Origin of the sequence: Actinomadura parmotrematis, from assembly GCF_019458805.1 — a bacterium.
Lineage (GTDB): Bacteria > Actinomycetota > Actinomycetes > Streptosporangiales > Streptosporangiaceae > Spirillospora > Spirillospora parmotrematis.
This window is the reverse complement of the sequence record NZ_JAIBOA010000008.1, coordinates 69148-84059: the sequence shown is the minus strand read 5'-3', so window position 1 is coordinate 84059 and position 14912 is coordinate 69148. Positions and strand designations below refer to the sequence as shown.

The following is a 14912-nucleotide window of genomic DNA, read 5'->3' as shown; positions in this document are numbered from 1 at the left end:
TCCCGGTCGGTAGGTTGGGGCGCGGCCCGTTTTGAGAGGAGGGGCCCTTGTTGCTCGTTTTCGGCGTTTCGGTGTTCTTCCGCACGGACACCGAGGGCACCTTCCACTGCCCGCGGTGCGGCGGGGACCGCGGTTTCCGCCGCCGCCGGGCCCGCCGCTGGATCACCCTGTTCTTCGTGCCGGTCGTCCCGCTGGACCGGCGCGGCGAGGCGGTGGAGTGCCGCGCCTGCCGCACCCGCTTCGGCGACTCGGTGCTGCGGGTGCCGACGGCCCGGCGGCTCGCCGCCGTGCTGCCCGCCGGCATGCGCGCCGCCGCCGCCCTCGTGCTGCGGGCGGGCGACCCGGCCCACCCGGCCGCGCTGGAGCGGACGCTGGAGGCGGTGCGCGGCTACGGCGACACCGGCCACGACGAGGCCGCCGTCCGCGACGACCTCACGCTGCGCCAGGGCTTCCTGGAGGAGGAGGTCGCGCGCGCGGGCGCCGTCCTCACCGTCGAGGGCCGCGAGTGGCTCTTCGCCAAGGCCGTCCGGATCGGCCTCGCCGGCGGCCCGCTGAGCGACGCCGAGCGCCGCGCGCTGCACGGCGTCGCGGACCGCCTCGGGCTGTCGCCGGCGCACGCGCTCGGCGTCATCGTGGCGACCGAGGGCGCGGCGCGGTGAGCGTCGCGCTGGTGCGCCGCCCCGGCCCGCGCCTCGCCGAGGGCCTGGTCACCCACATCGGCCGGACCGCCGTCGACACCGCCCGCGCCGCCCGCCAGCACGCCGCCTACGAGCAGGCGCTCCGCGCCGCCGGCTGGGAGGTGCGGGCCGTGCCCGCCGCCGACGGCTGCCCCGACGCGGTGTTCGTCGAGGACACCATGGTCGTCTGCGGCGGCACCGCCGTCCTCGGCCGGTCCGCCGCGCCGTCGCGGCGCGGCGAGCTCGCCGGGGCCGAGGCGGCCGCCCGCGGGCTCGGCCTGCGGGTCGAGCGGATCGAGGGGCCGGGCCTGCTGGACGGCGGGGACGTCCTCCAGGTCGGCGACACCGTCTACGTCGGCCGCGGCGCCCGCACCAACGAGGAGGGCATCTGCGGGCTCGCGCACCTGCTCGGCGGCCGCCGCGTCGTGCCGGTCGACACCGCCGGGGTGCTGCACCTGAAGTCGGCGATGACGGCGCTGCCGGACGGCACCCTCATCGGGCTGCCCGAGCACGTGGACACCTCCGTCCTGCCGCTGCTGCGTGTCGCGCCCGAGCCGGCGGGCGCGCACGTCGTCGTGCTCGGCCCCGAGCACGTCCTCGTCTCCGCCGCCGCGCCCCGCACGGCGGCGCTGCTCGCCGCCGACGGGCTGCGCGTCACCAGCGTCGACATCGGCGAGTTCGAGGCGCTGGAGGGCTGCGTCACCTGCCTGTCGGTGCTGGTGGGCCCGCGGGGCTGACGCCCCGTCGCGCCACCGCCGCGCGGCGTCACGGTGGGCCCCTCGTAAAGCGTTTGTAACTCGCCGTTGGCCACCGGGAAATCTGGGCTCGCAGAATTGGGCACGTAAAACGAAGCCTCGGGGCATCTTCTGTGAGGAGTCCATAGTTGCGGAAGCCATTCCTGCGGCCCTTGGCGGCGGTCCTTCTCCTGCCCGCCGCGCTGCTCACCGCGTGCGGCGGCGAATCGAAGGACAAGGCCGAGGCCGGTTCCGGCGGGAACACCGTCAAGGTCGGTATCCTGCACTCGCTGAGCGGCACCATGTCGATCAGCGAGGTGACGGTCCGCAATTCCGAGCAGCTGGCGATCGACGAGATCAACGCCAAGGGCGGCGTGCTCGGCAAGAAGATCGAGCCGGTGGTGGAGGACGGCGCGTCCGACTGGCCGACCTTCGCCCAGAAGGCGCAGAAGCTCATCAAGAAGGACAAGGTCGCCACGGTGTTCGGCGGCTGGACCTCGGCCAGCCGCAAGGCCATGCTCCCGGTCTTCGAGCGCAACAAGGCCCTGCTGTGGTACCCGGTGCAGTACGAGGGGCTGGAGTCCTCCCCTTATATCTTCTACACCGGCGCCACCACCAACCAGCAGATCATTCCGGCCCTCGACTATTTCAAGGAGAAGGGGAAGAAGAAGCTGTTCCTGGTCGGCAGCGACTACGTCTTCCCGCGCACCGCGAACAAAATCATCAAGGCGTACGCCAAGGCCAACGGAATGCAGATCCTGGGCGAGGAGTACACGCCGCTCGGCAACACCGAGTACAGCACCCTGGTGAACAAGATCTCGCAGGCGAAGCCGGACGCGGTCTTCAACACCCTGAACGGCGACAGCAACGTCGCGTTCTTCAAGCAGTTCAAGGGCGCCGGGTTCGACGCGGCCAAGCTGCCGGTGATGTCGGTCAGCATCGCCGAGGAGGAGGTCAAGGGCATCGGCGTCGACAACGTGGCCGGCCAGCCCGTCGCCTGGAACTACTACGAGACGACGCCCGGCGCGACGAACGCCGCGTTCGTCAAGGCGTTCCAGGCCAAGCACAAGGGCGCGGTGACCTCCGACCCGATGGAGGCCGGCTACAACGCCGTGCACCTGTGGGCCGCCGCCGTGGAGAAGGCCGGCAGCACCGACGTCGAGGCGGTGAAGAAGGCCGCCGCCGGGCTGTCCCTGGAGACCCCCGAGGGCAAGGTCACCATCGACGGCGCCAACCAGCACGTCTACAAGACGGCGCGGATCGGCGTCATCCAGCCGGACGGGCTGATCAAGGAGGTCTGGTCGTCGAAGGAGCCGATCAAGCCCGACCCCTACCTGAAGTCCTACCCCTGGGCCGCCGGCCTGTCGTCCTGACCCGGACGCGGCGCGCCCCGCGCACCCCGCGCGGGGCGCGCCGCGTCCCCGGACAGGACGGCCGACCGGTGCGCACGAGGAGGCGGCATCGCATGGAACCACTGCTCAACCAACTACCGATCGGCCTCAGCATCGGCGCGGTGCTGCTGCTGATCGCCCTCGGGCTCACCTTCACCTTCGGCCAGATGGGCGTCATCAACATGGCGCACGGCGAGTTCATCATGGCCGGCTCCTACACCGCCTACATGCTGCAGAGCCGGGCGGGCGGCGAGGCCGTGATCGTCGCGCTGCCGGTGGCGTTCGCCGTCGCCGGGGCGCTCGGCTGGCTGCTGGAGCGCCTCGCGGTGCGGCACTTCTACGGCCGCCCGCTGGACACGCTGCTGCTCACCTGGGGCGTCAGCCTGGTCCTCCAGCAGGCCGCGCGCGACATCTTCGGCGCCCCGAACGTGCAGGTCGTCGCGCCGTCCTGGCTGACCGGGCGGGTCACCCTGCTCGGCGGCAGCCTGCCCTACGCGCGGCTGTTCATCATGGGGCTCGCCGCCGCCTGCGTCGTCGGCGTCTGGGCGTACCTGAACCGCTCCCGGCAGGGCCGCCGGATGCGCGCGGTCATGCAGAACCGCGAGCTCGCCGCCGTCAGCGGCGTCGCGACCGGGCGGGTCGACCAGCTCACCTTCTTCATCGGGTCGGGCCTCGCCGGCGTCGCCGGGGTCGCGCTCACCCTGATCGGGCCGGTCGGGCCGTCCATCGGCACCTACTACATCGTGGACGCGTTCCTCGTCGTCGTCGCGGGCGGCCTCGGCCAGCTGCGCGGCGCGGTCATCGCGGCGGTCGCGCTCGGCATGCTCAACTCCTTCGCCGAGTTCTGGACCGACGCGAGCCTCGCCAAGGTCATCGTCTTCGTGGTGATCGTGGCGTTCCTCCAGGTCCGCCCGCAGGGCCTGTTCGTGCTGCGGTCGAGGCGGCTCACGTGAGCGCCCGGCTGCGCGGATACGCGATCTTCGCGGCGGTCGCCCTGCTGGTCCTGGTGGTCGCGCCGGCGGTGCTGCCCCCGTTCCGGCTGGACGAGCTCGCCAAGTACCTGTGCTTCGCCATCGCCGCGCTCGGCATCGGCCTCGCCTGGGGCCAGGGCGGCATGCTGACGCTCGGCCAGGGCGTGTTCTTCGGCCTCGGCGGCTACGCGATGGCGATGTACCTGAAGCTGCACGACGCGGGCGGCGACCTGCCGGACTTCATGACCTGGAGCGGCGTCGAGAAGCTGCCCGCCCTGTGGAAGCCGTTCGCGGACCCGGCGTTCGCGATCGCGATGGTCGTGGTGCTGCCGGTGGCGATCGCGACGCTGCTCGGGCTGCTGGTGTTCCGCCAGCGGGTGCGCGGCGCCTACTTCGCCATCCTCACCCAGGCGCTCGCCGCCGCGTTCACCATCCTGCTGGTCGGCCGCCAGGGCCTCACCGGCGGGACGAACGGCCTCACCAACTTCTACGACTTCTTCGGCCGCGATCCCGAGGCCGACGGCACCCAGCGGCTCACCTACTTCGTCACCGCGGGCGTCCTCGGGGTGCTCTACCTCGCCGCCCGGCAGCTGGTGAAGAGCCGCTTCGGGCGGCTGCTCGTCGCGGTCCGCGACGGCGAGGACCGGGTCCGGTTCCTCGGCTACAACCCCGCCACCGTCAAGACGGTCGCCTTCGCGGTGTCGGCGGGCATGGCCGGCATCGCCGGGGCGCTGTTCGTGCCGGTCGTCGGGATCATCTCGCCGTCACTGCTCGGCGTCGTCCCCTCGCTGGAGCTGGTCGTGGCGGTCGCGGTCGGCGGCCGGTACGCGCTGGCGGGCGCCGTGCTCGGCGCGGTCGTCATGAACTACGCCAAGACCTCGTTCAGCGAGCAGTGGGCGGGCGGCTGGCTCTACCTGGAGGGCGCCCTGTTCATCCTCGTCATGACGCTCGCCCCGAAGGGCGCCGTCGGCCTGTACGAGCAGGCCCGCGACGCCCTCGCCCGGCGCCGCCGCACCCCGGAGCCCGCCGCCCCCGCCCCCCAGCAGGAGACACAGGAGGTGCCCGCGTGAGCGAGGAGAAGGACGGCGCGCTGCTGGAGATCCGCGGGCTGAGGGTGGTGTTCGACGGGTTCACCGCCATCGGCGGCGTGGACCTCACCGTCGGCCGCGGCGAGCTGCGCTTCCTCATCGGGCCGAACGGCGCGGGCAAGACGACGCTCATCGACGTCGTCACCGGCCTCACCAGGCCCGCCGCCGGCAGCGTCGCGTTCGCCGGGACCGAGCTCACCGGCCTCCGCGAGCACCGGATCGTGCGGCTCGGCATCGGCCGCACCTTCCAGACGTCGGTGGTGTTCGAGGAGCTCACCGTGCTGGAGAACCTCGACCTCGCCGCCGGGTTCCGCCGCCCGCTGCGGTCCCTGCTGCGGCAGCGGCGCGGGGTGTCGGACGCCGTCGCGTCGGCGCTCGACACCATCGGCCTCGGCGCCCTCGCCGAGCGGCCCGCAGGCGTCCTGTCGCACGGCCAGCGCCAGTGGCTGGAGATCGGGATGCTCATCGCGCAGCGCCCGAAGCTGCTGCTGCTGGACGAGCCGGTCGCCGGCATGAGCCGGGACGAGCGCGAGCGCACCGGCGAGCTGCTCACCGAGATCGCCGCCGACCACACCGTCGTGGTGGTCGAGCACGACATGGAGTTCCTGCGCCGGTACGCCTCGCAGGTCACCGTCCTGCACGAGGGCCGGGTGCTGGTCGAGGGCGACGTCGCCGCCGTCCAGGCCGACCCCCGCGTCCAGGAGGTCTACCTCGGCCGGACCAAGAAGGAGGCGGCATGACCGCGGGCGCGCCCGTCCTGGAGGTGACGGGCCTGGAGGCCGCCTACGGGCGGGCCCGGGTGCTGTTCGGGGTGGACCTCACCGTCCCCGAGGGCGGCCTGCTCTGCGTCATGGGCCGCAACGGCGTCGGCAAGACGACCCTGCTGAACGCGGTGACGGGCGTGCTGCCGCCGACCGCCGGGACGGTCGTCTTCGGCGGCGAGGACGTCACGCGGACGCCCACGCACCAGCGGGTCCGGCGCGGCATGGGCTACGTGCCGCAGGGCCACGAGACCTTCCCGCAGCTCACCGTCGCCGAGAACCTCCAGGTGACGCTGGAGGCGACGGCGCACCGCGACAAGGGGGCGATCGAGGAGGCGCTGGAGGTCTTCCCCCGGCTGCGGGAGTTCCTCGGCCGCCGCGCCGGGTTCCTGTCGGGCGGCCAGCAGCAGCAGCTCGCCATCGCCCGCGCGCTCGTGACCCGGCCCCGGCTGCTGATCCTGGACGAGCCGACCGAGGGCGTCCAGCCGTCCATCGTCGCCGAGATCGAGGCCGCGATCGAGCGGCTGCACAAGGAGAAGGGGCTCGCGGTCCTGCTCGTGGAGCAGTACCTGGAGCTGGCGCTCCGCCTCGCCGACGGGTTCGTCATCATCGAGGGCGGCCGGGTCGCCCGCGCCGGGTCCGCCGGCGACCTCCAGGACGAGGAGGTCAAGCGGCTGCTCGCGGTGTGAGAGCGATCGCACGCGCCCCGCCCCGGGAATGGGGCGGGGCGCGGCGCGCGTTCCGGGTCCCGGGGGAGTGCCCGGGCACGGACGCGGCGCGTCTCAGCATCCGGGACGGTGTTTCCGGTCCCCGGATGGGATCTGTTAGCTTGGCTGGCGTGTTCGGCACGCTGCTCCTCCTTAGCGGCCGCAGCGGGGGCCTGTAACCAGGTCGGCTCCCTCGCTGCGGGACTTTGACGTGTTCGTCGGCCGCAGGCTCGCCAACAGAGGGAACAGCAGATGAATCCGCAGCAGAACACCTCCGGTATGCCCTTCCACCGCTACCGCCCCTTCGCCCCGGTACGCCTGACCGACCGCACCTGGCCCGACAAGGTCATCACCGAGGCGCCGCGCTGGTGCGCGGTGGACCTGCGCGACGGCAACCAGGCCCTCATCGACCCGATGGACGCCCAGCGCAAGCTGAAGATGTTCGACCTGCTGGTCCGCATGGGCTACAAGGAGATCGAGGTCGGCTTCCCGGCGGCGAGCCAGACCGACTTCGACTTCGTCCGGCAGATCATCGACGAGGACCGCGTCCCCGACGACGTCGTCATCCAGGTGCTGACGCAGGCCCGCCCCGAGCTGATCGAGCGCACCTACGAGGCGATCCGCGGGGCCAGGCAGGCGATCGTCCACCTGTACAACTCCACCAGCACCCTGCAGCGGCGCGTGGTGTTCGGGCAGGACCGCGACGGCATCACCGCCATCGCCGTCGAGGGCGCCAAGCTGGTCAAGAAGCTGGCCGACGACCTGACCGGCACCGAGGTGTTCTTCGAGTACTCGCCCGAGTCGTTCACCGGCACCGAGCTGGAGTACGCCGTCGAGGTCTGCAACGCCGTCAACGAGGTGTGGCGGCCGACGCCCGAGCGCAAGACGATCGTGAACCTGCCGGCCACCGTCGAGATGGCCACCCCGAACGTGTACGCCGACCAGATCGAGTGGATGAGCCGCCACCTGGCGCACCGCGACTCGGTCGTCCTGTCGGTGCACCCCCACAACGACCGCGGCACCGCCGTCGCCGCCGCCGAGCTCGGCTACATGGCGGGCGCCGACCGCATCGAGGGCTGCCTGTTCGGCAACGGCGAGCGCACCGGCAACGTCTGCCTGGTCACCCTGGGCCTGAACCTGTTCACCCAGGGCGTCGACCCGCAGATCGACTTCTCCGGCATCGACGAGATCCGCCGCACCGTCGAGTACTGCAACCAGCTGCCGGTGCACGAGCGCCACCCCTACGGCGGCGACCTGGTCTACACCGCCTTCTCCGGCTCGCACCAGGACGCCATCAACAAGGGCTTCGACCACCTGCGGCGCGACGCGGCCGCCGCCGGGACGCCGGTGGAGGACTTCACCTGGGAGGTCCCCTACCTGCCGATCGACCCGCACGACGTGGGCCGCTCCTACGAGGCGGTCATCCGCGTCAACAGCCAGTCCGGCAAGGGCGGCGTCGCCTACATCATGAAGACCGAGCACGCGCTGGAGCTGCCCCGCCGGCTGCAGATCGAGTTCTCCCGCGTCGTGCAGGAGCACACCGACGGCGAGGGCGGCGAGGTCACCGCCGAGCGGATGTGGGAGATCTTCGAGGCCGAGTTCCTCGGCAACGGGCCGCGCGCCGGCCTGCTGGCGCACCGCACCGCCTCCCGCGTCGACGAGAAGGACGCGCTGTCGTGCGACGTGCGCGTCGGCGGCGAGATCCGCGAGATCCAGGGCGTCGGCAACGGCCCGGTGTCGGCGTTCGAGGACGCCCTCGCCACCGTCGGCATCGACGTGCACGTGCTGGACTATGCCGAGCACGCGCTGAGCGCCGGCGGCGACGCCCGCGCGGCCGCCTACGTCGAGTGCGACGTGGCCGGCACCACCGTCTGGGGCGTCGGCATCGACGGCAACATCGTCACCGCCTCGCTGAAGGCCATCCTGTCGGCCGTCAACCGCGTGGCGCGCGCGGGCGCCTGACGCCGCGCCCTCCGAGGACCCGGCCACCGGGGAGCGATCCCGCCCCGTGGCCGCTGCCGGGCCGCCGCCGCGACGATCTCGCGGCGGCGGCCCGTCGTACTTTTTCGCAAGAATCGCGCAAGCGGCTTGCAGCGTTTGGTCCTATAGTTTCGGGCATGACACGACGCCTCGCCGAGGTCGCCAAGAAGGTCGGGGTCAGCGAGGCCACCGTCAGCCGGGTGCTGAACAACAAGCCCGGCGTGTCGGAGGCCACCCGCGCGGCGGTGCTGACCGCCCTCGACGTGCTCGGCTACGAGCGGCCCACCCAGCTCCGCGGCGAGCGCGCCCGGCTCGTCGGCCTGGTCCTGCCCGAGCTCGGCAACCCGATCTTCCCCGCGCTCGCCGAGGTCGTCGGCGGCGCGCTCGCCCAGCGCGGCTTCACGCCGGTGCTCTGCACCCTCACCCCGGGCGGCATGTCCGAGGCCGACTACGTGGAGATGCTCCTCCAGCAGCAGGCGTCCGGGGTGGTGTTCGCGGGCGGCCTGTACGCCGAGGCGGGCGCCTCGCACGAGCACTACCACCGGCTGCTGGAGGTGCGGCTGCCGGTCGTGCTGGTCAACGCCGCCGCCCGCCGGCTGGACTTCCCGCGGGTGTCCACCGACGACGCCGTCGCCGCCGAGCAGGCGTTCGGCCACCTGCGCTCGCTCGGCCACGAGCGGATCGGCCTCGTGCTCGGCCCGGCCGACCACGTCCCGAGCGCCCGCAAGCTCGCCGCCGTGCGCGCCGCGGCGGCCCGCGCCGGGATGGAGATCCCCGACGCCCGGGTGAAGCGCAGCATGTTCTCGCTGGAGGGCGGCCAGGCCGTCGCCGCCGGGCTGGTCCGCGACGGCGCCACCGGCGTCATCTGCGCCAGCGACCCGCTCGCCCTCGGGGTGATCCGCGCGGTGCGGCGCCTCGGGCTGTCGGTGCCCGAGCAGGTCTCGGTCGTCGGCTACGACGACTCGGCCTTCATGAACTGCGTGAGCCCGCCGCTCACCACCGTCCGCCAGCCCATCGAGGCGGTCGGGCGGGCCGCGGTCGCCCTGCTCGTCGGCCAGATCGAGGGCACGCCGGTCGCCGCCGAGGAGCTGCTCTACGAGCCGGAACTGGTGGTGCGGGCGTCCACCGCCCCCGCCCCCCGTTGATCATCTTCGGATCGCTGTCGTGTTTTTGCGTAAGTACATTCAGCTATTGCTACGTGATGTAGGTCTCTGTATGTTCCTTGCCATCGGCTGACGCCCAGCCGACCGGCCATGGACCGGCGCGCTCGTCGGGGCGTGCGCGCGCCGTTCCAGAAGGGAAACCACCCCATGAGATCCCGGCTCCTCGCCACCCTCCTCGCCGCGGCCGTCGGCGTCACCGCCGCGGGCTGCGGCGGCGACGACTCCGGCGCCAAGGACGACAAGCCGCTCGGCGCCGGCACCAAGGTGTCGATCACCGTGGGCTGCATGCCCGCCAAGAGCCAGCCCGCGCAGCGCAAGGAGTGGGAGGAGGACGTCGCCGCCTTCCAGAAGCTGCACCCGAACATCACGGTGGTCGGCAAGGACGCCTTCCCCTGCATGGACCCCAACACCTTCCAGGCCAAGCTCGCCGGCGGGCAGGTGGAAGACGTCTACTACGTCTACTTCACCGACGTGCGCGGCATCATCGCCAACGGCCAGGCCGCCGACATCACGCCCTACCTCGGGGCCGCCAAGCAGTACCCGAACCTGGACCCGAACGTGGAGAAGGTCTTCAAGGACGGCGACAAGGTCTACGGCCTGCCCCGGCAGAACTACGCGATGGGCCTGTTCTACAACCGCGCGCTGTTCAAGAAGGCGGGCCTGAACCCCGACGCCCCGCCGAAGACCTGGGCCGAGGTCCGCGACGCCGCCAAGAAGATCAGCGCGCTCGGCGGCGGCACCGTCGGCTACGCCGACATGAGCGCCAAGAACCAGGGCGGCTGGCACTTCACCACCGAGATCTTCAGCCAGGGCGGCGAGATGGTGTCCGCCGACGGGAAGAAGTCGGCGTTCAACAGCCCGCAGGGCAAGGCCGTGCTCCAGACGCTGAAGGACATGCGCTGGACCGACAACTCGATGGGCTCCAAGCAGCTCCTCGTGGACGCCGACATCCAGCGGATGATGGCCGCCGGCAAGCTCGGCATGTACCTCGGCGCGCCCGACAACGCGACCGCGCTCGTCGACCAGTTCAAGGCGAAGTACGACGACTTCGGCATGGCGCCGATCCCCGGCTCGACCGGCACCCTGATGGGCGGCGACGGCTGGCTGTTCAGCCCCAAGGCGAGCCCCGAGAAGATCAAGGCCGGGCTGATGTGGCTGGACTTCTACGGCATCACCCCCGGGCAGGGCCAGTTGAACTACGCCCGCGCCAAGGCCAACGGCCGCCCCGTCGGCCTCCCGCAGCCGAAGCTGTTCGGGCCGAACGCCGTCGGCGCCAAGGACCGCGAGCTGCGCGCCGCGTCGGCGAACCTGCCGGTCGGCAACTTCAAGCCCTACGAGGACGCCTACAACACCGTCCCCGGCAAGCTGGAGCCGCCGCAGGCCCAGCAGCTCTACGCCGTCCTGGACTCCGTCATGTCGGCGGTGCTGACCAGGCAGGACGCGGACATCGACCGGCTTCTCGCCGACGCGCAGAAGAAGGCCGACGCCGCCCTGGCCCGCTCGGGAAGCTGACCGCGCCCCGGGACGCCGGCGCGACCCGCCGGCGTCCCGGGCCTGCCGAGGACGATCGCCATGACCACGCTCCGCCCCGCCGCCCGCCCGGCGGGCCGCCGCACCGGCCGCCCGGCGGGCCGCCGCACCGGCCGCACCCGGTTCCGGCGGGCCGCCCAGCGCAACCTCACCGCCTACGGGTTCCTGTGCGGCGCGCTGATCTGCTTCGCCTTCTTCTCCTGGTACCCGATGGTGCGGGAGGTGCTGCTCAGCTTCCAGAAGACCAACTTCGTCGGCGCCGCCCGCTGGGTCGGCTTCGACAACTTCCGCACGGTGCTCGCCGACCCGGTGTTCACCGACGCCTGGGCGAACACCGCGATGTTCACCCTGCTCGCGCTGCTCATCGGGTACGTCGTGCCGTTCTGCGCCGCGATCGTGCTGAACGAGCTGCGGCACGCCCGCGGCTACCTGCGGTTCGTCGTCTACCTGCCGGTGATGCTGCCGCCCGCCGCCGCGGTGCTGCTGTTCAAGTGGTTCTACGACCCCGGGCCGGGACTGTTCAACCAGGTGCTGAAAGCGGTGCGCCTGCCGACCCTGGCGTGGCTGGACTCCACCGACACCTCGCTGCTGTCGCTGGTGATCGTGTCGACGTGGATGAACCTCGGCAGCGGCACGCTGATCTACCTGGCCGCGCTGCAGACCATCCCCGGCGAGCTGTACGAGGCCGCCGAGCTGGACGGCGCCGGGCTGCTGCGCCGCATCCGGCACATCACGATCCCGCAGACCCGGCTGATCCTGCTGGTCATGCTGCTGCTCCAGATCATCGCGACCATGCAGGTGTTCATCGAGCCCTACCTGCTGACCGGCGGCGGCCCCGAGGACTCGACCGTCACCGTGGCGTACCTGATGTACCAGTACGCCTTCAACTTCAACAACTTCGGCGGCGGCGGCGCGCTCGGGCTCATGCTGATGCTCGTGCTGATGGTGTTCTCGGCCATCTACCTGCGCGTGTCCCGCGAGGACGCGAGGTAGCCCGCCATGACCACCAACGTCACCCCCGCCGCCCCGCCCGTCGTCCCCGTCCCGTCGCGGCGACACCGCCGCGCCGCGCGGCGCCGCGCGGCCGCCCCCGAGACGCGCACGCTGGTGTCGCGGCACGCCCTCGGCACCACCCGAGGGAAGATCGTCTACTGGCTGGTGCTCGCGTTCGTCCTGGTCACCTCCACGTTCGTGTTCGTCTTCCCGCTGTACTGGATGGTCACCGGGGCGATGCGGTCGCCGAACGAGCTCGCCCAGGTGCCGCCGGACCTGCTGCCGCGCCACTTCGACCTGTCGGGCTACAAGGAGGCGTGGCGCCAGCTCGACCTCGGCCTCTACCTCCGCAACACCGCGATCTACGCGGGCGGCGCCTGGCTGTTCACCCTCGGCGTGGACGTCACCGCCGCCTACGCGCTGTCCAAGCTGCGGCCGGTGCTCGGCCGGGCGATCCTCGGCCTGATGCTGGCCACCCTGATGATCCCCCCGATGGTGATCATCCTGCCGGCCTACCTGACGGTGAAGGACCTGCCGCTGCTGCACGTCAGCCTGCTCAACACCCCGTGGGCGATCTGGCTGCCGGCCGCCGCGAACGCCTTCAACATCTTCCTGCTGAAGCGGTTCTTCGACTCGATCCCGACCGAGCTGCTGGAGGCGGCCGAGATGGACGGCGCCTCGCCGCTCCGCGTCCTCTGGTCGGTCGTGCTGCCGGTGTCGCGGCCCATCCTCGGCGTCGTGTCGATCTTCACGGTGGTGAACGTGTGGCGCGACTTCGTCTGGCCGCTGCTCGTGCAGTCAGACCCGCAGAAGCGCACCGTCAGCACCGCGATCTCCTCGCTGGCCGTGCAGGTGCCGGAGAACGTGCTGATCGCGTCCCTGGTGATCGCCAGCCTGCCGACCATCGTGGTGTTCTTCGTCTTCCAGCGCCACATCATGGCGGGCCTCACCGCGGGCGGCCTGAAGGGCTGACCGCCCCCGCCGCCCGCCCCCGGCCCGCCGTCCCTGCAGAAGGAGTCTCACAGTCATGCCCGACAACTGGTGGCGCGGAGCAGTGATCTACCAGGTCTACCCGCGCAGCTTCGCCGACGGCGACGGCGACGGCACCGGCGACGTCGCCGGCCTGCGCGACCGGCTGCCCTACCTCGCCGGGCTCGGCGTGGACGCGCTCTGGCTGAACCCCTGGTACCCCTCGCCGATGGCCGACGGCGGCTACGACGTCGCCGACTACCGCGACATCGCGCCGGTGTTCGGCACCCTCGCCGAGGCGGAGGCGTTCATCGCCGAGGCCCGCGCCGCGGGCCTGCGGATCATCGTGGACGTGGTGCCGAACCACACCAGCAGCGCGAGCGCCTGGTTCCGCGAGGCGCTCGCGGCCGGCCCCGGCTCGGCGGCCCGCGAGCGGTTCTGGTTCCGGCCCGGCCGCGGCGCGGGCGGCGCCGAGCCGCCCAACGACTGGCGGTCGATCTTCGGCGGGCCGGCCTGGACGCGCGTCCCCGACGGCGAGTGGTACCTGCACCTGTTCGCGCCCGAGCAGCCCGACTTCAACTGGAACAGCCCGCAGGTGGTGCAGGAGTTCCACGACGTGCTGCGGTTCTGGTACGAGCGCGGCGTGGACGGCATCCGGATCGACTCGGCCGCGCTGCTGGTCAAGGACCCGGACGCCGCGCCCGACGGCGCCGACCCCTACACCGACCGCGAGGGCGTCCACGAGATCTACCGCGGCTGGCGCAAGGTCACCGACGCCTACCCCGGCCGCGTCCTCGTCGGCGAGGTCTGGCTGCCCGACCCCGAGCGGTTCGCCCGCTACCTGCGGCCCGACGAGATGCACACCGCGTTCAACTTCGACTTCCTCGTCTGCCCGTGGGAGCCCGCCGCGCTGCGCGCCTGCATCGACGGCACCCTCGCCACCCACGCCCCCCTCGGCGCGCCGCCGACCTGGGTGCTGTCCAACCACGACGTGGTGCGGCCGGTGACCCGCTACGGGCGCGCCGACACCCGCTTCGACATGCAGGACCGGCGGCTCGGCGAGCCGTCCGACCTCGCCCTCGGCACCCGCCGGGCGCGCGCGGCGGCGCTGCTGGCGATGGCGCTGCCCGGCGCCGTCTACGTCTACCAGGGGGAGGAGCTCGGCCTGCCCGAGGTCGAGGACCTGCCGGGCGACGTGCGCCAGGACCCGATCTGGCGGCGCTCGGGCTACACCGACCCGGGCCGCGACGGCTGCCGGGTGCCGATCCCGTGGTCGGGCGACGCGCCGCCGTACGGGTTCGGCGGCGAGCCGTGGCTGCCGCAGCCGGCGGGCTGGGCCCGCTATACCGTCGAGCGCGAGGACGCCGACCCCGGATCGATGCTCGCGCTCTACCGGGCGGGCCTGCGCGAGCGCCGGAACCGGCTCGGCGACGGCACGCTGACCTGGCGGGAGAGCGGGCCGGACGTCCTCGCCTTCACCCGCGACTCGGGCCTCACCTGCGTCGTCAATCTCGGCGCCGCGCCGGTGCCGCTGCCGCCGCACGAGCGGGTGCTGCTGGCGAGCGGCCCGCTGGCCGACGGCACGCTGCCGCCCGACACGACCGCCTGGCTCGGCTGAGCGCGGGGCGCGGCGGGCGGGGAGGGAACGCTCCCGTCCGCCGCGCGCTCAGCGGGACCGCCCGAGCACGTGGTGGACGAGCTCGCGGAGCGGCCCGCTGAGCTGGGCCTCGCCGACGGTGGTGCGCCGGCCGTCGATGTCGATGTCGTAGAGGAACTGGTCGGGGATGCGGCCGGGCGGCGGCACCGCCGCGAGGTCGACCCGGTCGACCAGGCGGCCGAGCACGGGGTCGCTGGAGCTGTCGGACTCGCCGCGCCGCTCGATGCCCGCGAAGCCGCCCGAGCGGACCACCTTCACCTTCACCAGACTGCCTCCTCCCCACCTCACCGG

At 72.4% G+C, this 14912-nt stretch carries 14 protein-coding genes; 13 read left to right on the top strand and 1 reads right to left on the bottom strand.

What is annotated here, in order from left to right; translation table 11 throughout:
* Nucleotides 1-47: 47 nt before the first annotated feature.
* The 13 genes from K1Y72_RS14205 to K1Y72_RS14145 all read left to right on the top strand — a co-directional run bounded on the left by K1Y72_RS14205 (nucleotide 48) and on the right by K1Y72_RS14145 (nucleotide 14582).
* A complete protein-coding gene (locus K1Y72_RS14205) occupies nucleotides 48-659 on the top strand; it encodes a zinc-ribbon domain-containing protein (RefSeq protein ID WP_220166767.1) in 612 nt (203 codons plus the stop codon).
* A complete protein-coding gene (ddaH, locus tag K1Y72_RS14200; protein WP_220166766.1) occupies nucleotides 656-1414 on the top strand; it encodes a dimethylargininase in 759 nt (252 codons plus the stop codon). The genes K1Y72_RS14205 and ddaH overlap by 4 nt, the downstream gene beginning before the upstream one ends.
* A 146-nt stretch (nucleotides 1415-1560) precedes the next feature.
* Nucleotides 1561-2784 (top strand): urea ABC transporter substrate-binding protein, encoded by a 1224-nt coding sequence (gene urtA, locus K1Y72_RS14195; RefSeq protein ID WP_258572423.1) that lies wholly within the window; start codon nucleotides 1561-1563, stop codon nucleotides 2782-2784.
* 92 nt (nucleotides 2785-2876) lie between these two features.
* Complete coding sequence (urtB, locus tag K1Y72_RS14190) at nucleotides 2877-3755, top strand: urea ABC transporter permease subunit UrtB (protein ID WP_220166765.1); 879 nt, start codon at nucleotides 2877-2879, stop codon at nucleotides 3753-3755.
* Nucleotides 3752-4843 (top strand): urea ABC transporter permease subunit UrtC, encoded by a 1092-nt coding sequence (gene urtC / locus K1Y72_RS14185; protein ID WP_220166764.1) that lies wholly within the window; start codon nucleotides 3752-3754, stop codon nucleotides 4841-4843. Before urtB ends, urtC begins: the two co-directional genes overlap by 4 nt.
* Nucleotides 4840-5601, top strand: a complete 762-nt coding sequence (gene urtD / locus K1Y72_RS14180) for an urea ABC transporter ATP-binding protein UrtD (protein WP_308287067.1) — start codon at nucleotides 4840-4842, stop codon at nucleotides 5599-5601. Before urtC ends, urtD begins: the two co-directional genes overlap by 4 nt.
* Entirely contained in the window at nucleotides 5598-6311 is a 714-nt protein-coding gene (urtE, locus tag K1Y72_RS14175; protein WP_220166763.1) for an urea ABC transporter ATP-binding subunit UrtE, read from the top strand. Before urtD ends, urtE begins: the two co-directional genes overlap by 4 nt.
* Before the next feature lie 270 nt (nucleotides 6312-6581).
* Nucleotides 6582-8291, top strand: coding sequence for a 2-isopropylmalate synthase (gene leuA, locus K1Y72_RS14170; protein ID WP_220166762.1), 1710 nt, complete (start codon nucleotides 6582-6584; stop codon nucleotides 8289-8291).
* A 155-nt stretch (nucleotides 8292-8446) separates the two neighbouring features.
* Nucleotides 8447-9454: a LacI family DNA-binding transcriptional regulator gene (locus tag K1Y72_RS14165; protein WP_220166761.1), complete on the top strand. Its 1008-nt coding sequence runs from the start codon at nucleotides 8447-8449 to the stop codon at nucleotides 9452-9454.
* 165 nt (nucleotides 9455-9619) lie between these two features.
* Nucleotides 9620-10984, top strand: coding sequence for an ABC transporter substrate-binding protein (locus tag K1Y72_RS14160; protein WP_220166760.1), 1365 nt, complete (start codon nucleotides 9620-9622; stop codon nucleotides 10982-10984).
* A 60-nt stretch (nucleotides 10985-11044) separates the two neighbouring features.
* The gene (locus K1Y72_RS14155) at nucleotides 11045-11995 is read left to right on the top strand and encodes a carbohydrate ABC transporter permease (protein ID WP_220166759.1); all 951 of its coding nucleotides are present in this window, start codon (nucleotides 11045-11047) and stop codon (nucleotides 11993-11995) included.
* Between the two features lie 6 nt (nucleotides 11996-12001).
* The gene (locus K1Y72_RS14150; RefSeq protein ID WP_220166758.1) at nucleotides 12002-12967 is read left to right on the top strand and encodes a carbohydrate ABC transporter permease; all 966 of its coding nucleotides are present in this window, start codon (nucleotides 12002-12004) and stop codon (nucleotides 12965-12967) included.
* 55 nt (nucleotides 12968-13022) lie between these two features.
* On the top strand, nucleotides 13023-14582 hold the full coding sequence (locus K1Y72_RS14145; protein WP_220166757.1) for a glycoside hydrolase family 13 protein: 1560 nt from the start codon (nucleotides 13023-13025) through the stop codon (nucleotides 14580-14582).
* 48 nt (nucleotides 14583-14630) lie between these two features.
* Here K1Y72_RS14145 and K1Y72_RS14140 read toward each other — a convergent pair whose 3' ends face one another.
* Nucleotides 14631-14885 (bottom strand): protealysin inhibitor emfourin, encoded by a 255-nt coding sequence (locus K1Y72_RS14140; RefSeq protein WP_308287065.1) that lies wholly within the window; start codon nucleotides 14883-14885, stop codon nucleotides 14631-14633.
* Nucleotides 14886-14912: the final 27 nt, after the last annotated feature.

Excerpts from the sequence above, each read along its gene's own strand:
- K1Y72_RS14165 (WP_220166761.1), top strand. The coding sequence starts at position 8,447 with ATGACACGACGCCTCGCCGAGGTCGCCAAGAAGGTCGGGGTCAGCGAG.
- K1Y72_RS14160 (WP_220166760.1), top strand. The coding sequence starts at position 9,620 with ATGAGATCCCGGCTCCTCGCCACCCTCCTCGCCGCGGCCGTCGGCGTC.
- K1Y72_RS14150 (WP_220166758.1), top strand. The coding sequence starts at position 12,002 with ATGACCACCAACGTCACCCCCGCCGCCCCGCCCGTCGTCCCCGTCCCG.
- K1Y72_RS14145 (WP_220166757.1), top strand. The coding sequence starts at position 13,023 with ATGCCCGACAACTGGTGGCGCGGAGCAGTGATCTACCAGGTCTACCCG.
- urtB (WP_220166765.1), top strand. The coding sequence starts at position 2,877 with ATGGAACCACTGCTCAACCAACTACCGATCGGCCTCAGCATCGGCGCG.
- urtE (WP_220166763.1), top strand. The coding sequence starts at position 5,598 with ATGACCGCGGGCGCGCCCGTCCTGGAGGTGACGGGCCTGGAGGCCGCC.
- leuA (WP_220166762.1), top strand. The coding sequence starts at position 6,582 with ATGAATCCGCAGCAGAACACCTCCGGTATGCCCTTCCACCGCTACCGC.
- K1Y72_RS14155 (WP_220166759.1), top strand. The coding sequence starts at position 11,045 with ATGACCACGCTCCGCCCCGCCGCCCGCCCGGCGGGCCGCCGCACCGGC.